Source organism: Variovorax sp. PDC80 (genome assembly GCF_900115375.1).
Classification (GTDB): Bacteria; Pseudomonadota; Gammaproteobacteria; order Burkholderiales; family Burkholderiaceae_C; genus Variovorax.
The window spans coordinates 43024-62206 of record NZ_FOWG01000024.1 but is presented as its reverse complement, the minus strand read 5'-3'; the positions used below and the strand labels follow the sequence as shown (position 1 = coordinate 62206).

Here is a 19183-nt window from a genome sequence, read left to right as displayed (position 1 = left end):
TCTGGCTGTGCCGAGGAGCGCAGGGGAAAGCGGGATAAGGGCCGCAGCTGTCTGAGCGCAACGAAGTGGAGCGAGTTCTGCGGACCCCCGCTTTCTCCGAGCACCGCAGGTTGCCCGTAGCGAAGCGGAGGGACACAGACAGCGGGGTCGCCTTCTTTTGCTTACTTTTCTTGGCGAGACAAGAAAAGTAAGTCGCCCGCCGGGGCGAGACCCGGCCTACGGCCTAAAAAAAGAACACTACCCCTCGATCTTCCCCAACCGAGACTCCTTCAACCGAGAAGGCGCCAACGCCCCAGCCGACTCCAAGATCGGATAAGCAATGGAACAGATATGCGAATTGATCCGCTTCAGATCACTGATCAGATCGATATGCAATGAACTCGTCTCGATGCTCAACGTCGTCCGATCCGACAACCGATCCAGGTGCGTCGTCGCATAAGCCCGCTCCAGATCCCGAAACCGAGCCTTCTCTTCGAGCAGCTTCTGCGCATCCCGAACATTCCCGTTCAGGAACACGCTCATCGACAGCCGCAGATTCGCCACCAGCCGCCCATGCAGCTCGACGATCTCCGCCATCCCCGCTTCCGAGAAGTTGCGCTGCGGCTTGATCTTCTTGTCCTCCACGTCCTGGATCACCCGCTCGATGATGTCCCCGATCTGCTCCATGTTGATCGTGAAGCTGATGATGTCGGTCCAGCGCCGGCTCTCCTCCTCGCCGAGGGCCTCGCGCGAGATGCGCGTCATGTAGTACTTGATCGCCGAATAGAGCTCGTCCACCGTGTCGTCGAGCTGGCGCAGCTCCTGCGCGAGCTTGAGGTCGTTGCGGCGGATCACGTCGAGCACGCCGATCAGCATCGTCTCCACGATGTCGGCCTGGTGCAGTGCCTCGCGCGCGGCATTCGAGATCGCGAGCGTGGGTGTCGACAGCGCCGAGGGATCGAGGTGGTGCGGCCGCAGCGAGGCGGTCGAGGGCGCGGGCTCGGGCAGCATGCGCGTCACCAGGTTCGCGACCATCTGCGTGAGGCCGATGAAGCCGACGCTGATGACGATGTTGAAGGCCAGGTGGAACAGCACCACGCCGTGCGTGGGCGTGGGCAATTGCGGCTGCACGTGGCGAATCCACAGCCCGACGAAGGGCGCGACGATCGCCACGCCCAGGGCCTTGAACAGCAGGTTGCCGATGGTCACCTGGCGCACCGGAATCGCCGACTTGGCGGTGGTCAGCACCGCGAGCAGGCCGCTGCCGAGGTTGGCGCCGAGCACCAGGCCGAGCGCGACGTCCAGCGGCACCACGTTCGAATTGGCCATGGTCGCCACCAGCAGCACCACCGCGAGGCTCGAATAGGCCACGATGGCCAGCACGGCGCCGATCGTGATCTCGAGCAGCACGTCGCTGCTGATCGAGGCCAGCAGGGCGCGCACGGCGGCCGAGGAGAACAGCGGCTCGGTGGCTTCGACCACCAGCTGGAGGGCCAGGAGCATCAGGCCCAGGCCGATGAAGACGCGGCCCACGCGCCCGGCGACCGTGGCCGAGCGGGTGATGAACAGCACCACGCCCACGAAGATGAACATCGGCGAGAGCCAGGACAGGTCGGCCGAGAACAGCACCGAGATCAGCGCCGTGCCGACGTCGGCGCCGCGCATCACGGCCAGCGCCGCGGGCAGCGTGACCAGGCCCTGGCCGACGAAGGAGGAGGTCATCAGCGAGGTGGCGGTGCTCGATTGCACGAGGGCCGTGACGCCGATGCCCGAGAGGGCGGCCGTGAATCGGTTGCGCATGCTCTGCACGAGGATCTTGCGCAGGTTGGCGCCGAACACGCGAAGAACGCCGGTGCGCACGAGGTGCGTGCCCCACACCAGCAGGGCGACGGCCGCCAGCAGGTTCAGAAGATGCTTCATGGGTGTCGGGCTTGATCCTTTCTTTTCGTTCTGATTCGGTTTTGCGTCGACCCCCCATTCTCCACATGTGGCCGGTGCAGGCCAGCCGGGGTCCTAGTCGATCAACGCGCCGTTGTCGTGGAACGGGTACGGCCCCTCGAAATGCCCGGAAGCCGCGAGGTGCGTGACCAGCCGGCCGGCCGCGGCCGACCAGGCATGCACGCGGAAGCCCGGGGGCTCGAGCGTCCAGGCCGAGGCCGCGTCGGGCGCGAGGTCGAGGCAGACCTGGTGCGCGGGCGCGGGTGCGGTCGAGGCCAGGGTGCCGCCGAAGCGCACGTCGATGGCGCGGTGCAGGTGGCCGCAGATCACGCGTTCCACATTGGGATGACGCGCGATCAGGGCCTCGAGTTCCGCCGCGCCCTCGAGCAGGCCGATCTCGTCCATGTGGCCGATCAGGGTCTGGAATGGCGGATGGTGCATCGCGACCACCACCGGCTCGCGCCGGCTCTCGCCGAGCCGGGCCTCGAGCCAGGCCAGCCGCTTCTCGCACAGCGCGCCATGGCTGGCGCCGGGCACCACGGTGTCGAGCGCGATCAGCCGCAGCGCGCCGACGCGCAGCGTGTACTGCACGAAGCCGTCGCAGTCGCCGCCGTCGCCGAGGTAGGCGTGGCCGGGGAAGCTGCGGCGCAGCTGGTCGCGGTCGTCGTGGTTGCCGGGCATCAGGTGGAAGGGGATGCCCCGCGCCTCGAGCGGTGCCAGCAGGCGCGCGAGGTGTTCGTACTCGGCGGCACGGCCGAAGTCGGTGAGGTCGCCGGTGATCACCACCGCATCGGGCGCCTGCCGCAGCGCCAGCACCGACTGCACCGCGCGCTCGAGGTAGGGCGCGGTGTCGATGCGGCCATAGGCCAGCCGGCCCGGCTCGCGGATGTGCAGGTCGGTGAGCTGGACCAGGAAGGTGTCGTGGGTCGTCGTCGTCATGCGCGGGTGTCCTGCGGGCTCATCAATCGGTCGGGGTGGATGCGGAGGGCGACGGCATCGCCGATGCCGTAGGGCGTGTCGCGCGCGGTGTCGGCCAGGAGCATCTGCGGCTGGTCGGCCACGCGCAGCTGCAGCTGCACGCGGTCGCCGAGGAAGGTGCGGCGCTCGACCGTGGCCGTGCCCCAACCGGGGCGCGCGGGCTGCGCGGGGCCGACCTCGATGTCCTCGGGGCGCACCAGCAGCAGCGCGCGGTCGCGCCAGGCGCCGGGGCAGGGCAGGGCACTGCCGCCGAGCCGCACGACGTCTTCGCGCAGCGCCTCGGGCGTGCGCTGCAGCCGGTTCACGCGGCCGAGGAATTCGGCCACGAAAGGATGGGAGGGCGCGCGGTAGAGGTCCTCGCCGCGGCCCACCTGCACGATGCGCCCGGCCTGCATCACGGCGAGCCGATCGGCGATGGCCAGCGCCTCCTGCTGGTCGTGCGTGACGTGCACCGCGGTGATGTGCAGCCGACGCAGCAGCTCGGCGAGCTCGTCGCGCAGCGACTCCTTGAGCTTGGCGTCGAGCGCGGCCAGCGGCTCGTCGAGCAGCAGCACGCGCGGGCGCACCGCCACGGCGCGCGCGAGTGCCACGCGCTGGCGCTGGCCGCCCGAGAGCTCGGCCGGGCGCTTGTTCTCGAGGCCGCCCAGGCGCACCAGGTCGACCAGCTCGCCGACGGCGCGCTTCTCCTCGGCGGGCGCCACGCCGCGGATGCGCAGGCCATAGCCGATGTTGGCCGCCACCGTCATCTGCGGGAACAGCGCGTAGCTCTGGAACACCATGCCCACGCCGCGCTGCTCGACCGGGCGCTGCGTCACGTCCTGGCCGCCGAAGGCGATGCGGCTGCCGGCATCGGGCGTTTCCAGGCCAGCGATCAGCCGCAGCAGCGTGGTCTTGCCGCAGCCCGAGGGGCCGAGCAGCGCCAGCACCTCGCCGGCCTCCACCTGGAGGTCGGTGGGCTGCAGGCCGCGCGTGCCGTCGGCATAGGTCTTGGCGCAGTGGGCGATGTCGATGGGGACGCGTTCAAGTTCCATGGCGTTTCTGGATCAGGTGGGCGAGGTACTGGAGGCCCCACAGCACGGGGAGGATGACGGCGAAGAAGACCAGCGTGTAGGCCGAGCCGATCTCGATGCGCATCGAGGCATAGCTGTCGGCCAGGCCCACGGGCAGCGTGCGCGTGAGCGGGGTGTGCAGCATCCAGGTGAGGTTGAACTCGCCCACCGAGAGCGTGAACACCATCAGGCTGCCGGCCACGATGGCGGGGAACACGGCCGGCACCAGGATGCCCATGAAGCGTTGGCGGAAGCTCGCGCCCAGCGTGCGCGCGGCTTCCTCGAGCGCGAGCAGCTCGTGGCGCTGGAAGGCCGAGCTCACGGTGCGCACCATGAAGGGCAGCGTGAACACTACGTGGCCGACCAGGATGAAGGCGAAGCTCTGGCGAAAGGCCGTGAGCTGGCCGTAGGCGAGGATCAGCGCGAGCGCGGTCGCCAGCCCCGGCACCGCGACCGGCAGGGTCAGCAGTTCCTCGAAGACATGGGCCGTGCGCGAGCGGCTGCGCGCCAGCGCATAGGCGCAGGGCACGCCGAGCAGCACGGTGCAGGCGACGCACGCCGCGGCCAGCGCGAGCGACCAGCCGACGGTGCCGCCGTAGTTCTCCCACACCTCGCCGAGCCAGCGCAGGGTGAGGCCGCTCTTCAGGCCGGTGCTGTAGTTGTTGACCAGGCCGGCCATCACCGACAGCAGCATCGGCGCGATCATGAACAGGCTCACGACCAGCGTGATCGCGAGCAGGAAGGGGGCCTGGGGCCGGGTGTTCGTTCGCATGAAGGCCTCAGCGCGCGACAGGGTTCGCGCCGAAGCGGCGCGCGGCGAACAGCACCAGCCAGGTCACGAGGCCGAGCGCGATCGACAGCGAGGCCGCGAGCGCGAAGTTCGCGTAGTTGGTGAACTCGTTGTAGATGGTGATCGGGATCACCTCGAACTTGCTCGCGAGCGTGAAGGCGGTGCCGAAGGCGCCCATCGAGGTCGCGAACAGGATCGCGCCGCAGGCCAGCGTGGTGGGCGCGAGCTCGGGCATCCACACGTCGCGCGCCACGCGCAGCCGCGAGGCGCCGAGCGAGCGCGCGGCCTCCTCGAGCTGCAGGTTCATGGCCTCGGCCGCGGCCGCGTAGGTGGCGATGGCGCGCGGCAACGAGAAGTACAGGTAGGCCAGGAACAGCCCGAGCAGGCCGTAGGCGAAGGTGATGCGCTCGCCGATCAGCGTGTCGCTCAAGCTGGCCACGACGCCCTGGCGGCCGCCGAGCAGGATCACGAAGAAGCCGATGATCACGCCCGGAAAGGACAGCGGCAGCGTGAGCAGCGACAGCAGCACGCGCCGGCCCCAGAAGGCATGGCGCGCGAGGTAGATGCCCACCGCCGCGCCGAGCACCAGCGTGGCCAGCGTGACCGCCGCCGACAGCAGCACGGTGTTGGCCATGCTCTGCAGGTAGCGCGCGTCGGTCAGCACGGCGAAGTAGGTGGCCCAGCCCTTGTCGGCGGGCAGCGCGAGCAGCCGCACCACCGGCAGCAGCCAGAAGGCCGCGAAGAAGGCGGCCGCGGGCAGGGCGCAGGCCAGCAGCCGCCAGCGCGGGGTCCAGGCGCTGGATGGTCCGTTCGAAGGCATCGTGGCGGTGGCCTGCGTCATCTCATGCGGTGCGGCTCAGCGCACTTCCTTCAGGTACTCGTCGGAGAAGGCGCGCTGCGCCGCGGCCATGCGGCCGTAGTCCACGCTCTTGGCGCGCGCGTAGTCGCTCGCGGGCAGGAACTGGGCCTCGATCTCCTTGGGCATCGCGCCGGCGCGCACCGGGCGCAGGTAGGCCTTGGCCCAGATCGCCTGGCCCTCGTCGGACAGCGTGAAGTCCAGCACCTTCTTGGCGTCGGCCGCGTGCGGCGCCTTGGCCACCAGGCTCATCACGTAGGGCACGGCCAGCGTGCCTTCGCTCGGGATCACGAAGGCGACGTTGGCCTTGTCCTTGTACTTGGCGCGGTAGGCGTTGAAGTCGTAGTCGAGCAGGATCGCGATCTCGCCCGAGAGCACGCGCGCGTACGAGGTCTGCTTGGGCACGATCGGCTCGTTCTTCTGCAGCGCCTTGAAGTAGTCGATGGCCGGCTTGAAGTTGTCGAGCGTGCCGCCGCGCGCCTCGTTCACCGCGACCGCGCCGACGTAGCCGACGAAGGCCGAGGCCGGGTCGAGGTAGCCGATCAGGCCCTTGTACTCGGGCTTGAGCAGGTCGGCCCACGACTTGGGGACCGGCTTGCCCTTGAGCGCGTCGACGTTGACCATGAAGCCCAGCGTGCCCGAGTGGATGGTGAACCAGTTGCCGGCCGGGTCCTTGAGGCCGTCGGGGATGTCCTTCCAGGCGGCCGGCTTGTAGGGCTCGACCAGGCCGTCCTTGGCGGCCTGCACCGCGAAGGTCACGCCGAGGTAGGTGACGTCGGCCACCGGGCTGGCCTTCTCGGCCGCCATCTGCGCGAGCGACTGGCCCGAGTTCTTGTTGTCGGGCGGCACGGTGATGCCGGTCTTGGCCTTGATGGCCTTCAGCTGGGTGCCCCAGTCGGCCCATTCGGTCGGGCAGTTGTAGCAGATGGCGGTCTGCGCGAAGGCGGCGCTGCCGCCGACGAGCGCGGCGGCGAGCAGGCCGAGGCGCGCGATGTGGCGCAAGGAAGAGGACATGGGAGAAGCTCCTGTGGCGGGGTGGGTTGAAGCGGTCGGGAGAAAAGGGGCGTCAGGCGATGTCGCCCGGATCGCCGTCGGGCGCGGCGGCGCACGATTCGCCGTCGCGGAACACGTGGGGCAGCAGCAGGCTGGCATCGGCGTCGAGCGCGCCGCCGCCGGCCATGGCCTGGATCAGCAGCTCGACGCCATGGCGGCCGATGTCGCTGCTGGGCTGCGCGATGGTGCTGAGCGCGGGCGTGAGGTCCTCGCCGAGCGCGATGCCGTCGAAGCCGATCACGCTGAGGTCAGCGGGCACGGCCAGGCCGCTGCGGTGCGCGGCGCGGATGCTGCGGATGGCCAGCAGGTCGTTCGAGCAGACCAGCGCGCTGGGCCGGTGGCGCAGCTGCAGCAGCCGCGCGAGCCGGTCGACCGCGCTCTCGACGAAGGGCACCTCGACCAGCGGCTGCGGCTTGAGGCCCGCATCGGCCATGCCCTTCTGGTAGCCGCGGTAGCGCTGTTGCGCGCGGTCGGAGGCCGCCAGCGTGCCGCTGACCATCGCGATGCGCCGGTGGCCCAGCAGCACCAGCCGCGCCACCGCGTCGGCGACGGCGGCCTCGTTGTCGACCGTGACGCAGGGATGCGCGGGATGGCGGTTGTAGGCCAGCACGTAGGGCACGCGCTGGGCGCGCAGCCGCTCGAGCGCCTTCGAGGTCGAGGGGTTGGAGACCACGAGGATCAGCCCGTCGACATTGCCGGCCAGGAGCATGTGGACCGCGCGCTCCTCCTCGTCGAGCTTGTAGCCGGTGGTGACCGGGATGATCGCGTAGCCGCCGGCCACGGCCGCCTGCGCGATGCCCTGCAGGCATTCGGCGAAGGTGGGGTTGAGCAGCGTGGGCAGCACCACGCCGAGCACGCGGCTGCGCTGGGTGCGCAGGGTGCGGGCGCTGGCATTTGGCAGGTAGTTCAGCTCGCGCGCCGCGCGCTCGACCAGGTCGCGCGTGGCGCCGCTGACCTTGTCGGGGAAATTGAAGACGCGCGAGACGGTGGCGACGGAAACGCCGGCCTTGGCCGCGACTGCTTGGATGCTCATCGGTGGGTGCTATGTAATCGATTACATTGGACCGCGGCAGTATGACCCCGCCATGACAGCGCGGGATCGATGAAAACCCGTGCGCCCGAATGCGCGAAGGGCGCGCCGGGAATCCCGGCGCGCCCTTCGAGGGAGCAAAAAAGACGGTGGGCTGCTACTTGCCGCGCCGCACCCTTCGGATCTCGTCGAGGATCAGGCAGATCGCGCCGAGCGTGATCGCGCTGTCGGCCGCGTTGAAGGCCGGGAAGTACCAGCCGCCCGCGTGGAAGCTCAGGAAGTCCACCACGTAGCCGTGCATCATCCGGTCGACCACGTTGCCGATGGCGCCGCCCAGGATGCAGGCCATGGAGAACGAGAACAGCTTCTGGCCCGCATGCGACTTCAGCATCCAGACGATGAACACGGCCGCCGCCACGCCGATGCCCGTGAACAGCCAGCGCTGCCAGCCCGAATGGTCGGCCAGGAACGAGAAGGCCGCGCCCGTGTTGTGCGCGCGCACGACGTTGAAGAAGCTGGTGACGTAGGTGGCGTCGCCGAGCTTGTAGTAGCCGAGGATCAGCGTCTTGGTGAACTGGTCGATGATCACGATGATCAGTGCCAGCGCGAGCCAGGGCCAGATGCCGGCGCCGCGCGAGCGCGAGGCCGAGACGGTGCGGGTGGCGGCCATCAGGCGAAGCTCCTCGATTCGCCGGCGCCGAACAGGTTGCTGGTGCAGCGGCCGCAGATCGTCGGATGGGCCGGATCGTGGCCCACGTCCTCGCGGTAATGCCAGCAGCGCTCGCATTTCTGCGCCGTGCTCGGCACGACCGCCGTTGCCAGCGCCTCGCCCGCGGCCAGCTCGATCGCCGAGGCGATGAAGACGAACTTCAGGTCCTCGCCGAGCGAGCCCAGCAGCGCGAAGTCCTCGGCCGGCGCCGTCACGCGCAGGTTGGCCTGCAGCGAGGAACCGACCTTGCCCTCGGCGCGCACGGTCTCGATCTCCTTGTTCACCGCGTCGCGGATCTCGCGGATGCGGCCCCACTTGGCGAGCAGGGCCTCGTCGGGCGCGTCGAAGCGGCTGTAGGTCTGGGTGAAGATCGAGTCGCCGGCCTGGCCGGTGCCGACGATCTTCCAGGCCTCCTCGGCCGTGAAGCTCAGGAACGGCGCCATCCAGCGCAGCATCGCCTGCGAGATGTGCCACAGCGCGGTCTGCGCGCTGCGGCGCGCGCGCGAGCCGGGCGCGGTGGTGTAGAGGCGGTCCTTCAGGATGTCGAGGTAGAAGCCGCCGAGGTCTTCCGAGCAGTAGATCTGCAGCTTGGCGACCACCGGGTGGAACTCGTACACCTTGTAGTGCGCGAGGATCTCGTCCTGGAACTGTGCGGCGCGCGCGAGCGCATAGCGGTCGATCTCGAACAGCTCCGACAGGGGCAGCGCGTCCTTCGCGACGTCGAAGTCGCTGGTGTTGGCCAGCAGGAAACGCAGCGTGTTGCGGATGCGGCGGTAGGCGTCGACCACGCGCGCGAGGATCTTGTCGTCGCCCGCGATGTCGCCCGAGTAGTCGCTCGCGGCCACCCACAGGCGGATGATCTCCGAGCCCAGCTTGTTGCTGATCTCCTGCGGATCGATGCCGTTCTTGAGCGACTTGCTCATCTTGATGCCCTTGGCATCGACGGTGAAGCCGTGCGTGAGCAGGCCCTTGTAGGGCGCGCGGTCTTCGAGCGCGCAGGCCAGCAGCAGCGACGAGTGGAACCAGCCGCGATGCTGGTCGTGCCCTTCGAGGTAGAGGTCGGCCTCCGGGCCGGTCTCGTGGTGCACCGTGGGGTGCGTGCCGCGCAGCACGTGATAGAAGGTCGAGCCCGAGTCGAACCACACCTCGAGGATGTCGGTGCTCTTGGTGTAGCTCGGCGCGTCTTCGGCGCCGAGGATCTCTTCCACCGTCACGCGGCTCCAGGCCTCGATGCCGCCCTTCTCGACGATGTCGGCGGCCTGGTCGAGGATCTCCATCGTGCGCGGATGCAGCTCGCCCGAATCCTTGTGCAGGAAGAAGGGGATCGGCACGCCCCAGCTGCGCTGGCGGCTGATGCACCAGTCGGGCCGGCCGGCGATCATGTCGTGCAGGCGGGCCTTGCCGTTCTCCGGATAGAAGCTGGTCTGCTCGATCGCGTCGAGCGCGGTCTGGCGCAGCGTCTTGGGCGCCTTGTCCTTGGTGAACACGCCCTCGCCCTCGTCCATGCGGATGAACCACTGCGCCGCCGCGCGGTAGATCACCGGCGTCTTGTGGCGCCAGCAGTGCGGGTAGCTGTGGCTGATGGTCTCGGTGGTCAGCAGGCGGTTGGCATCGCGCAGCGCGCCGATGATCACCGGCACGGCCTTCCAGATGTTCTGGCCGCCGAACAGCGGGAAATCGGGCGCGTAGCTGCCGTTGCCCTGCACCGGGTTCAGGATGTCGTCGTAGGCCACGCCATGGGCGACGCAGGAGTTGAAGTCGTCCAGGCCGTAGGCGGGCGAGGAGTGGACCAGGCCGGTGCCGTCGGTGGCGGTGGCGTAGTCGGCCAGGTAGATCGGCGACAGGCGGCGGTAGCCCGCGTCCACGTCGTACAGCGGATGTTCGAACTCGAGCCCGCCGAGCGCCTCGCCCTTGACGGTGGCGATCACCTTGCCGTCGAGCGCATAGCGCGTCATGCACATCTCGACCAGCGAGGCGGCCAGGATCAGCAGGCCGCGCTCGGTGTCGACCAGCGCGTACTCGAGCTCGGGGTTGAGGTTGATCGCCTGGTTGGCCGGGATGGTCCAGGCGGTGGTGGTCCAGATGACGGCGAAGACGTCGCCCAGCGCATCGGGCCGGCCGAAGGCGGCGAGCACCTTCTCGCGCTCGTGTGCCTTGAAGGCCACGTCGATGGTCTGGCTCTTCTTGTCGGCGTACTCGATCTCGAACTCGGCCAGCGACGAGCCGCAGTCGAAGCACCAGTAGACCGGCTTCAGGCCGCGGTAGACGAAGCCGCGCTCGATCACGCGCTTGAACGCGCGCAGTTCGCCGGCCTCGTTGGCGAAGTCCATGGTCTTGTAGGGATGGTCCCATTCGCCCAGCACGCCCAGGCGCTGGAAGTCGGCCATCTGCTGGGCGATCTGCTCGGTGGCGTAGGCGCGGCTCTTGGCCTGCATCTCGTCGCGGCTCAGGTTGCGGCCGAACTGCTTCTCGATGGCGTTCTCGATCGGCAGGCCGTGGCAGTCCCAGCCCGGCACGTAGAGCGCGTCGTAGCCCTCGAGCTGGCGCGCCTTGGTGATCATGTCCTTGAGGATCTTGTTCACCGCGTGGCCCATGTGGATCTGGCCGTTGGCGTAGGGCGGGCCGTCGTGCAGGATGAACTTGGGCGCGCCGCGGCGGGCCAGGCGCAGGCGGTGGTAGGTGCCGTGCTCGGCGTCGTTCCATTCCTTGACCCAGCCCGGTTCGCGCTTGGGCAGGTCGCCGCGCATCGGGAAGGGGGTGTCGGGCAGGTTCAGCGTGGAACGGTAATCGGTGGGGGCAGCAGCGTCAGACATGTTGGGGGTGCGAAACAGTGGGCTTCGACAGGCTCAGCCCGAACGGCACAAAGGGCGTCGGTGCGGAAGAAAAGCCGTTCGCCCTGAGCTTGTCGAAGGGCGGCAGCACGGAGCGTGCAGGGCTAAATTCGATCGCGCGTGGTCTGGCGGTGGGTTTCTGCGTGGGTGGATGCAAAGAAGGCACGCGCGTCGCGGCCATCCTTCGCGATGCCCGCGGTGAGGGCTTCGAGGCTGGTGTAGCGCAATTCGTCGTGCAATTTGTGCAGCAGTTCCACGCGCACGATTTTACCGTAGGCCCCTTCGGCGCCCAGGTGAGAGGGCCACTCGAGGCAATGGGTCTCGAGCAGGACCCGGCCGGCATTGACGTCGTTCGGGTCGAGCGAGGGCCGCACGCCGAGGTTGGCGACGCCGGGCAGCGGCCGCTCGGACAGGCCGTGCACCAGCACCACGAAGATGCCGCTGGCCGCCGGTTTCCAGTGCTTGAAGCGCAGGTTGAGGGTGCGGAAGCCATCGTCCTGCCCCGGTGCCGAGGCACCGAGCGCGCGGCCCAGCTTGCGCCCGTGCACCACGTGGCCCGAGATGGCGTAGGGCCGGCCGAGCAGGGTCTGGGCATCGGCCATGCGGCCTTCGGCCAGCGCCTCGCGCACGGCCGAGCTCGACACGCGCAGGCCGTGCACCTCGTAGCTGTTCATGCGCGCGACATCGAAACCGCGGGCATCGCCGGCCGCGTCGAGCATCGCGTAGTCGCCCGCGCGTTTGGCTCCGAAGCGGAAGTCGTCGCCCACCAGCACGTAGCGCGCGCCCAGGCCGTCGACCAGCACGTTCTGGATGAATTCCTCGGGCGACTGCGAGGCGAGCCGGGCATCGAAGGGCAGCACCACCGTCTGCGCGACGCCGCAGGCGGCCAGCTCGCCGAGCTTGTCGCGCAGCGTGCCGATGCGCGCCGGCGCGAGTTCGGGCTTCTTCGCGAGCGCGGCGAAATAGTCGCGCGGATGGGGCTCGAAGGTCAGCACGCAGCTCGGCAGGCCGCGCTGCCGCGCCTCGGTCTGCAGGAGCGCCAGCATGGCCTGGTGGCCGCGGTGGACGCCGTCGAAATTGCCGATGGTCAAGGCGCAGGCCGGAGCCACGCCCGGGTGCCGGAAGCCGCGGAAAACCTGCATGGGTGAATATCTTTTTGATAGCGCCTGTCGCCCGCCGAATGGGCTCATCAGGCCGTTTTGTCACAAAGCCGGTATATTGTGACGCAGTGCGCCGATCCGCGAGGTCGCCGACGCGCTCCGTGTCCCGGGTCTCTCCGTGTTTCTTTCGTTCTGTCGAGGAGGCGTGTGGTGAAGGTCTTGAAGCTGTCGGCCCAAGGGCTGCCCCAGTCGTGGATTTCGCTCGAACAGGCGGTGATCCACTATGCAGCGGACGAAGTCCGCTGGGAGGCTGGCGGCCAGGTGGCCCTGTTCCGCGGCGGCCACAACGCGATGACGGGCGAGCAGTCGCAGATTGCCGTCAACAGCATCATCGGCACCAAGGGCGTGCCGCGCATCAACCCCTTCACCCAGCGTCCGGGCCTCACCAACAGCAAGCTGTTCGCGCGCGACCGCAACGTCTGCGCCTACTGCGGCGGCCATTTCCACGAGGACGAGCTGACCCGCGAGCACATCATTCCGTTCGCGCAGCGCGGCATCGACACCTGGATGAACGTGGTCACGGCCTGCAAGCCCTGCAACCACCGCAAGAGCAGCCGCACCCCCGAGCAGGCCAACATGCCGCTCTTGTACGCGCCCTACGTGCCCAGCCTCTGGGAGGATTTCATCCTGCGCAACCGCCGCATCCTGGCGGACCAGATGGAATTCCTGATGGCGCACCTGCCGCAGAGCTCGCGGCTGCACGACAGCTAGCTGGCCGGGTTCAGGCTTTCCAGGCCGGCGGGCGCTTCTCGATGAAGGCCTGCACGCCTTCGAGCGCACTCGCATCCATCATGTTGCAGGCCATGGTCTGGCTGGCGTCCGCCAGTGCCGGCGCGATGCCCGTTTCGAGCTGCCGGTAGAACAGCGCCTTGCCGAGCGCCAGCGCGGTGCGCGGCTTGGCGACGATGCTGGCCAGCAGCGCCTCGAGCGCGGCATCGAGCTCGGCCGGTGGCGCCACGCGGTTGACCAGGCCCTTCTCGCGCGCCTCCTCGGCGCCGATGAATTCGCCGGTGACGAGCATCTCGAAGGCCTCCTTGCGGCCCAGGTTGCGCGACAGTGTGACGCTCGGCGTGGCGCAGAACAGCCCGACGTTGACGCCGCTGACCGCGAAGCGCGCCTCGCTCGAGGCCACGGCGAGGTCGCACACCGCCACCAGCTGGCAACCCGCGGCCGTCGCGATGCCGTGCACGCGCGCGATGACGGGCACCGGCAGCCGCTGCAGCGACAGCATCATCTCGCCGCAGCGCGCGAACAGGCGCTGGTAGTAGTCGAGCGCGGGCGCGGCGCGCATTTCCTTCAGGTCGTGGCCGGCGCAGAAGGCCTTGCCGGCACCCGCGATCACGACGGCACGCACCGTGTCGTCGGCCGCGATGCCGGCGATGGCGTCCTCGAGGGCGCCCAGCATGCCCTCGGACAGCGCATTGAACGCGCCCGGGCGGTTGAGCGTGAGCGTGACCACGCCGCGGGCGTCGCGGGCCTCGAGCACGAAGGGGGAGCTGTCGTTCATCGCATGCCGCCTTTTCTTCAGTAGGTCAGTTCCAGCACCGTGACATGGCCCTTGACCGCGGGCCAGGTGAGCCCCGTGAGGCGCTCGCCATTGAACTCGCCCGTGACCGCGCGCTGCGGCTCGGAGCCCGTCTCGCGCAAGCGCGAGCTCGACACGCCGGCCCCCTTGGGCGGCACCCCTGCCGGCGGGCTCTTGCCGTCGAAGCGCATGGTGTCGCGCTGCGCGTCGAAATAGCCGCGCGGCCGCGTGAAGACGGCCACCGCGTTGGCGCTGCCGTCGGCCGGCACGATCGGGTCGAGCCGCAGGTTCACGAGGCTGCTGCCGCGCGGGAACGGGCTGCGGTAGATGTGGGTGACGCTGGCCTGCGTGTCGAGCACGAATTCGTAGGCCGCATCGGCGCGTGCGTTGAAGGGTCCCCAGCGGCCATCGGTGCCGATGGTCTTGCGGTGCACGGGCTCGCCGAGCCGCCGGCCGGTGGCCGGATCGACCGCGTACACCAGCACTTGCGCGCCGGCCAGCGACTGGTTCTCCGCGCCGATCGCGCGGCCGTCGAGCACCACGTTGGCCTCGCGCGCGATCTCCAGGCTGCGCGGCGCCTCGCCGGTGAGGAACTGCCAGGTCGCCGCGAAGGCCGCGGGCGAGAACGAGGTCTCGCGATGGTCGACCCGCGGCAGCACGGTGTTGGTCGCGCCCTTGAGCGCCGGGCCGTCGAAGCCGATGTTCGTCGGCTTGCCGGGCGAGCCGATCCACAGGCCGTCGGGCTGGGCGTACTTGTCGTTGTTGTCCGAGCGCAGCGTGAGCCACTTCAGGCCGGGCGTCACCTCGTCGCCGTTCGGGCCCTTGGGCGCGTTGAGCTGCCGCATGAAGGGCGACAGCCCCGAGAACTCGTTGTTCTCGCGCAGGCCCGGCACGGCCCAGATGCCGTGCGCCGGGTTGCCGCCGAGCACCACGTGGCTGGTAACGGCCGCGCCGCCGCCGTTCTGCACGTAGTTGCGGATGGTGTTGCCGCCGCGCGAGTTGCCGATCAGCACCACCCTGGCCGCGCCGGTGGCGCGCAGCACCTGCTCGACCCGGTCCTTGAGGAAGGCGGCCGATTCGGCCGTGGAACTGCGCCCGGGCTGGGCCACGCCGTCGTCGTCGCGCGCCAGCGGCAGGGGCTGGTCGAAGGCGAACAGCCGCTCGCGCGGCCAGCCGTTCGACTCGAAGCGCCAGAGCGTGGTCTGCCACAGCGCGGCCGAGTCGCCGTTGCCGTGCACGAAGACGATGGGCGGGCGGTCGGCGAGCGAGGGCATGGCGGTCGGCGCATTGGCGCAGGCGGTCAACAGGAGGGCGGGGGACGCGAGCAGCCCGGCGAGGACCGGCGGCGCGCCGAGGAGGAGGGTGCGGCGGGATGGCATGGTCGGTCTTCGTGGTTGCGTTGCGGCGGCCGTTCCGAATGAAAAAACGCCCGCCGGCGCGAAGGCGGGCGGGCGTTGGATGCTAAGAGAAAAGCACCGTCAGGCGAAGACGCCGGCCGTGTCCTGCATGCGCGCCGACACCTCGCCCAGGTGGTGGAAGCTGTCGCCGAAGCTCATCTCGAGCTGCGTGAGCTTGCGGAAGTAGTGGCTGCCGATGTATTCGTCGGTCACGCCGATGCCGCCGTGCAGCTGCACCGAGTTCTGGCCCACGAAGCGCATCGACACGCCGAGCTGGTACTTGGCGCGCGCCAGCGCCTGGCGCCGCTCGGCCGCGGGGGCGTTGAGCTTGAGCGTGGCGTAGTAGCTCATCGAGCGCGCGAGCTCGAGCTGCATCTTCATGTCGGCGACGCGGTGGCGCAGCGCCTGGAAGCTCGAGATGACCACGCCGAACTGCTTGCGCTGGTTCATGTAGTCGACCGTCACGTCCACCGTCTTGTCGAGCACGCCCACCGCTTCGGCGCAGGTGGCGGCGATGCCGACGTCGACCGCGTACTCGAGGGCCGCGAGGCCGTCGGCCGTGACCAGCGTGGCGTCGGCCTTGTCGAACACCACCTCGGCGGCGCGGCTGCCGTCCTGCGTGCCGTAGCCGCGCGCTTCCACGCCGCTGGCGCTGCGCTCGACCAGGAACAGGGCGATCTTGCCGTCGGCCTGGGCGGGCACGAGGTAGGCATCGGCCTGGTCGCCGATGGCCACCAGGCTCTTGGCGCCGGTCAGGCTCCATGCCTCGCCGGCCTTCACGGCCTTGGCTTCGCAGACGTCGAGGCGATAGCGCGCCTTGCGTTCCTGGTAGGCCAGCACCACGATGGCCTCGCCACCCGCGATGCGCGGCAGCCAGGCCTTCTTGAGCGCGTCGCCCGCGTAGCCGCCGAGCACGGCACTCGCGATCAGCGTCTGCGCGAAGGGCTCGAGCACGATGCCGCGGCCCAGTTCTTCCATCACGACCATGCCGGCCACCGGGCCCATGCCCAGGCCGCCATCGTCCTCGGAAATGTAGAGGCCGCCGAGGCCGAGCTCGGCCAGTTCGTCCCAGGCCTCGCGCGAGAAGCCGCCCTTGGCCTCGATGCCGCGGCGGCGCTCGAAGTCATAGCCCTTGTCGACCCATTTGCGGACGGCGTCGCGCAGTTGTTCCTGGTCGTCGGTGAAATTGAAATCCATGTCTTTGTCTCCTCAGCCCAGCACCGTCTGCGCGACGATGTTGCGTTGCACTTCGTTCGAGCCGCCGTAGATGGTGGTCTTGCGCATGTTGAAGAAGGTCGACGACAGCGGCGCGAGCGCCGGGTTGCCGCCCGGGAAGTTGCCCTGCCAGCCGGCGGCCATGGCTTCGCGGATCAGCGGCAGCGCATACGGGCCGCCCGCGAGCATCATCAGTTCGCTGTAGCGCTGCTGGATCTCGCTGCCGCGGATCTTGAGCAGGCCGGCCACGTCGAGCGAGTTCTTGCCCGAGGTGGCGGCCGACAGCACGCGCAGCACCATCATCTCGAGCGCGACGATGTCGACCTCGAGCCTGGCGATCTCGTCGCGGAAGCGCGCGTCGTCGTACACGCCCTCGGTCTTCGCGATGCGCTTGAGGCGCTCGAGCTCGCGCTTGGCGCGGTTGATGTCGGCGATGTTGGTGCGCTCGTGCGAGAGCAGGTGCTTGGCGTAGGTCCAGCCCTTGTTCTCCTCGCCGATCAGGTTCTCGGCCGGCACCTCGACGTTGTCGAAGAACACTTCGTTGACTTCATGGCCGCCGTCGAGCAGCTTGATCGGGCGCACGGTGACGCCGGGCGACTTCATGTCGAGCAGCAGGAAGCTGATGCCGGTCTGGGGCTTGCCCTCGCTGCTGGTGCGCACGAGGTTGAACATCCAATCGCCGTACTGGCCGAGCGTGGTCCAGGTCTTCTGGCCGTTGACGATGTACTTGTCGCCCTGGCGTTCGGCCTTGGTCTTGAGCGAGGCGAGGTCGGAGCCCGAGCCCGGTTCGCTGTAGCCCTGGCTCCACCAGACCTCGCCGCTGGCGATGCCGGGCAGGAAGCGCTTCTGCTGCTCGGGGTTGCCGAAGGCCATGATGACCGGAGCCACCATCACCGGGCCGAAGGGCACGATGCGCGGCGCGCCGGCCAGCGCGGTCTCTTCCTCGAACAGGTGGCGCTGCACGGCGGTCCAGCCGGGACCGCCGAATTCCTTGGGCCAGCCGTAGCCCAGCCAGCCCTTCTTGCCGAGGATCTTGGCCCAGGTCTGCATATCGTCGCGCGTGAGTTCCAGCGCGTTGTGGACCTTGGTGGAGATTTCCTTGGGAAGGTTTTCTTTGACCCATGCGCGAATCTCTTCGCGGAACTGCTGTTCTTCGGGCGTGAAGCTCAAATCCATGCGTGCCTCGCTGTGTTGATCGTCGGTGCACCGCAGACGCGGCGTGTCTCCGGAGCCATGAGTTTTAGCACGGTCGTGCTGCAAATCGCTGTCCGCGCGGCGACAAGTCTGGGTGCGCGGACCTCGCGCGGCAAGGGGGAGGGCGGGAAAAGGGCGCTTTCACGGGCACGGATAATCCCGCCTCCCATGAAGAACATCGTGATCCTGATCTCCGGCGGCGGCTCCAACATGGAGGCCATCGTGCGCGCCGCGGCGCGCGACCGCTGGGCCGAACGTTTCGGCGCTTGTGTCGCCGCCGTCGTCAGCAACAAGGCGGAGGCGGGCGGCCTGGCGCTGGCCCGGGCGCAGGGCATCGCGACCGCGGTGGTGCCGCACAAGGATTTCGCGAGCCGCGAAGCCTTCGACCAGGCGCTCGCCGTGGCGGTCGACGCGCATGCGCCGGCACTGGTGGTGCTCGCGGGCTTCATGCGCATCCTGACGCCCGGCTTCGTCGAGCGCTATGCCGGGCGGCTGGTGAACATCCATCCCTCGCTGCTGCCGGCCTTCCCGGGCCTGCACACCCACCAGCGCGCGATCGACGCGGGCTGCAAGGTGGCCGGCGTCACGGTGCATCAGGTCACGACCGAGCTCGACCACGGCCCGATCCTGGCGCAGGCCGTGGTGCCGGTGCTGCCCGACGACACGGCGGCGACGCTCGCCGGCCGGGTGCTCGCCCAGGAGCACCAGTTGTATCCACGCGCCATCGCCCAGTGGCTGACGGATACATTGGGACACAATCCTTAAAGAACTTGTTTATATTCGCGGGTTTTCGGGAGTCGCAGTGAAAACGCAATCGCTACTGTCCACGATCGCCGGTGCCGCCCTGATGGCAGGCTGCGCCGCTCCGGCCCCGCCGCCGCCCGCCGCACCGGCGCCGCCGCCCGCCCCGGTGTTCCAGTGCGGTGCCGACGGTGCCCGTTTCGCCGTGGGTCAGCAGCTCACGCCGCAGCTCGAAGCCGCCGCCAGGGTGCGCGCGGGCGCCGGCACGGTGCGCGTGCTCAAGCCCGGCGATGCCGCGACCACCGAGCTCGATGGCGGGCGCCTCAACCTCGACGTCGATGCGCGCAACCGGGTGACGGACGTCCGCTGCGGCTGAGCGGTTCGGCCCGATTTCCCGAACGGACGGCGAACCGGCGACGCAGGATGAGCGCCGATGCCCGTTCAGCCTTCGATCCGCGCGAAGCGCGGCTGCAGCCGGCCGTCGATGTCCACGGTTTCCTCGAACATCGCGGCCGGGCGCACCCACAGGCCGCGGGCGCCGTAGAGCGCGCGGTAGAGCGTCATCGGTTCCAGGGTCTCGCTGTGGCGCACGGTGTCCAGCACCTCGTATTCCCCGCCCTTGTAGTGGCGGTAGCGGCCCGGCGGGGTCTGGATCAGGGGCGGCAGGTCGTCGTCGGTCACGGGGTCGTTTCTTTCTTTGTCAGGAGTCGGGGCCGCCGGCAGGCATGCCGGGGCCGG

18 protein-coding genes are annotated in these 19183 nt (G+C 69.2%); 3 read left to right on the top strand and 15 right to left on the bottom strand.

Going from position 1 to position 19183, the window contains the following annotated elements; genetic code table 11:
• Positions 1 to 237: 237 nt before the first annotated feature.
• From BM109_RS39695 to BM109_RS39650, 10 genes are all read right to left on the bottom strand, one after another.
• On the bottom strand, positions 238 to 1899 hold the full coding sequence (locus tag BM109_RS39695) for a Na/Pi cotransporter family protein (RefSeq protein WP_093355764.1): 1662 nt from the start codon (positions 1897 to 1899) through the stop codon (positions 238 to 240).
• A gap of 93 nt (positions 1900 to 1992) precedes the next feature.
• A complete protein-coding gene (locus tag BM109_RS39690) occupies positions 1993 to 2856 on the bottom strand; it encodes a phosphodiesterase (protein WP_093355762.1) in 864 nt (287 codons plus the stop codon).
• Positions 2853 to 3926 carry an ABC transporter ATP-binding protein gene (locus BM109_RS39685; protein ID WP_093355759.1) on the bottom strand — a complete coding sequence of 358 codons (1074 nt, stop codon included), beginning with the start codon at positions 3924 to 3926 and terminating at the stop codon, positions 2853 to 2855. Before BM109_RS39685 ends, BM109_RS39690 begins: the two co-directional genes overlap by 4 nt.
• A complete protein-coding gene (locus BM109_RS39680) occupies positions 3916 to 4716 on the bottom strand; it encodes an ABC transporter permease (protein WP_093355757.1) in 801 nt (266 codons plus the stop codon). Before BM109_RS39680 ends, BM109_RS39685 begins: the two co-directional genes overlap by 11 nt.
• Before the next feature lie 7 nt (positions 4717 to 4723).
• A complete protein-coding gene (locus tag BM109_RS39675; RefSeq protein ID WP_093355773.1) occupies positions 4724 to 5554 on the bottom strand; it encodes an ABC transporter permease in 831 nt (276 codons plus the stop codon).
• Positions 5555 to 5590: 36 nt separating this feature from the next.
• Positions 5591 to 6604, bottom strand: coding sequence for an ABC transporter substrate-binding protein (locus tag BM109_RS39670; protein WP_093355754.1), 1014 nt, complete (start codon positions 6602 to 6604; stop codon positions 5591 to 5593).
• A 52-nt stretch (positions 6605 to 6656) separates the two neighbouring features.
• Positions 6657 to 7676 (bottom strand): LacI family DNA-binding transcriptional regulator, encoded by a 1020-nt coding sequence (locus tag BM109_RS39665; RefSeq protein WP_093355752.1) that lies wholly within the window; start codon positions 7674 to 7676, stop codon positions 6657 to 6659.
• Positions 7677 to 7830: 154 nt separating this feature from the next.
• On the bottom strand, positions 7831 to 8343 hold the full coding sequence (gene lspA / locus BM109_RS39660; RefSeq protein WP_093355750.1) for a signal peptidase II: 513 nt from the start codon (positions 8341 to 8343) through the stop codon (positions 7831 to 7833).
• A complete protein-coding gene (gene ileS, locus BM109_RS39655) occupies positions 8343 to 11195 on the bottom strand; it encodes an isoleucine--tRNA ligase (RefSeq protein WP_093355747.1) in 2853 nt (950 codons plus the stop codon). Before ileS ends, lspA begins: the two co-directional genes overlap by 1 nt.
• A gap of 122 nt (positions 11196 to 11317) precedes the next feature.
• The gene (locus BM109_RS39650; protein WP_093355744.1) at positions 11318 to 12355 is read right to left on the bottom strand and encodes a bifunctional riboflavin kinase/FAD synthetase; all 1038 of its coding nucleotides are present in this window, start codon (positions 12353 to 12355) and stop codon (positions 11318 to 11320) included.
• A gap of 168 nt (positions 12356 to 12523) precedes the next feature.
• Between BM109_RS39650 and BM109_RS39645 the strand changes: the two genes are divergently transcribed.
• Positions 12524 to 13084 carry an HNH endonuclease gene (locus tag BM109_RS39645; protein WP_057595044.1) on the top strand — a complete coding sequence of 187 codons (561 nt, stop codon included), beginning with the start codon at positions 12524 to 12526 and terminating at the stop codon, positions 13082 to 13084.
• 10 nt (positions 13085 to 13094) lie between these two features.
• Here the strand turns inward: BM109_RS39645 and BM109_RS39640 are convergent, their stop codons facing one another.
• From BM109_RS39640 to BM109_RS39625, 4 genes are all read right to left on the bottom strand, one after another.
• Positions 13095 to 13880 carry an enoyl-CoA hydratase gene (locus tag BM109_RS39640; RefSeq protein WP_093355741.1) on the bottom strand — a complete coding sequence of 262 codons (786 nt, stop codon included), beginning with the start codon at positions 13878 to 13880 and terminating at the stop codon, positions 13095 to 13097.
• Between the two features lie 17 nt (positions 13881 to 13897).
• Complete coding sequence (locus tag BM109_RS39635) at positions 13898 to 15277, bottom strand: alpha/beta fold hydrolase (protein ID WP_093355737.1); 1380 nt, start codon at positions 15275 to 15277, stop codon at positions 13898 to 13900.
• Positions 15278 to 15376: 99 nt separating this feature from the next.
• Entirely contained in the window at positions 15377 to 16492 is a 1116-nt protein-coding gene (locus BM109_RS39630; protein WP_093355734.1) for an acyl-CoA dehydrogenase family protein, read from the bottom strand.
• 12 nt (positions 16493 to 16504) lie between these two features.
• Positions 16505 to 17686: an acyl-CoA dehydrogenase family protein gene (locus BM109_RS39625; protein WP_093355732.1), complete on the bottom strand. Its 1182-nt coding sequence runs from the start codon at positions 17684 to 17686 to the stop codon at positions 16505 to 16507.
• Between the two features lie 186 nt (positions 17687 to 17872).
• On the opposite strand from BM109_RS39625, the gene purN reads away from it, so the two are divergent.
• On the top strand, positions 17873 to 18469 hold the full coding sequence (purN, locus tag BM109_RS39620; protein ID WP_093355729.1) for a phosphoribosylglycinamide formyltransferase: 597 nt from the start codon (positions 17873 to 17875) through the stop codon (positions 18467 to 18469).
• 37 nt (positions 18470 to 18506) lie between these two features.
• The gene (locus BM109_RS39615; protein WP_093355727.1) at positions 18507 to 18821 is read left to right on the top strand and encodes an I78 family peptidase inhibitor; all 315 of its coding nucleotides are present in this window, start codon (positions 18507 to 18509) and stop codon (positions 18819 to 18821) included.
• A gap of 65 nt (positions 18822 to 18886) precedes the next feature.
• Here the strand turns inward: BM109_RS39615 and BM109_RS39610 are convergent, their stop codons facing one another.
• The gene (locus tag BM109_RS39610; protein WP_093355725.1) at positions 18887 to 19126 is read right to left on the bottom strand and encodes a DUF1653 domain-containing protein; all 240 of its coding nucleotides are present in this window, start codon (positions 19124 to 19126) and stop codon (positions 18887 to 18889) included.
• Positions 19127 to 19183 lie beyond the last annotated feature (57 nt).

Excerpts from the sequence above, each read along its gene's own strand:
- BM109_RS39695 (WP_093355764.1), bottom strand. The coding sequence starts at position 1,899 with ATGAAGCATCTTCTGAACCTGCTGGCGGCCGTCGCCCTGCTGGTGTGG.
- BM109_RS39690 (WP_093355762.1), bottom strand. The coding sequence starts at position 2,856 with ATGACGACGACGACCCACGACACCTTCCTGGTCCAGCTCACCGACCTG.
- BM109_RS39685 (WP_093355759.1), bottom strand. The coding sequence starts at position 3,926 with ATGGAACTTGAACGCGTCCCCATCGACATCGCCCACTGCGCCAAGACC.
- BM109_RS39680 (WP_093355757.1), bottom strand. The coding sequence starts at position 4,716 with ATGCGAACGAACACCCGGCCCCAGGCCCCCTTCCTGCTCGCGATCACG.
- BM109_RS39675 (WP_093355773.1), bottom strand. The coding sequence starts at position 5,554 with ATGCCTTCGAACGGACCATCCAGCGCCTGGACCCCGCGCTGGCGGCTG.
- BM109_RS39670 (WP_093355754.1), bottom strand. The coding sequence starts at position 6,604 with ATGTCCTCTTCCTTGCGCCACATCGCGCGCCTCGGCCTGCTCGCCGCC.
- BM109_RS39665 (WP_093355752.1), bottom strand. The coding sequence starts at position 7,676 with ATGAGCATCCAAGCAGTCGCGGCCAAGGCCGGCGTTTCCGTCGCCACC.
- lspA (WP_093355750.1), bottom strand. The coding sequence starts at position 8,343 with ATGGCCGCCACCCGCACCGTCTCGGCCTCGCGCTCGCGCGGCGCCGGC.
- ileS (WP_093355747.1), bottom strand. The coding sequence starts at position 11,195 with ATGTCTGACGCTGCTGCCCCCACCGATTACCGTTCCACGCTGAACCTG.
- BM109_RS39650 (WP_093355744.1), bottom strand. The coding sequence starts at position 12,355 with ATGCAGGTTTTCCGCGGCTTCCGGCACCCGGGCGTGGCTCCGGCCTGC.
- BM109_RS39640 (WP_093355741.1), bottom strand. The coding sequence starts at position 13,880 with ATGAACGACAGCTCCCCCTTCGTGCTCGAGGCCCGCGACGCCCGCGGC.
- BM109_RS39635 (WP_093355737.1), bottom strand. The coding sequence starts at position 15,277 with ATGCCATCCCGCCGCACCCTCCTCCTCGGCGCGCCGCCGGTCCTCGCC.
- BM109_RS39630 (WP_093355734.1), bottom strand. The coding sequence starts at position 16,492 with ATGGATTTCAATTTCACCGACGACCAGGAACAACTGCGCGACGCCGTC.
- BM109_RS39625 (WP_093355732.1), bottom strand. The coding sequence starts at position 17,686 with ATGGATTTGAGCTTCACGCCCGAAGAACAGCAGTTCCGCGAAGAGATT.
- purN (WP_093355729.1), top strand. The coding sequence starts at position 17,873 with ATGAAGAACATCGTGATCCTGATCTCCGGCGGCGGCTCCAACATGGAG.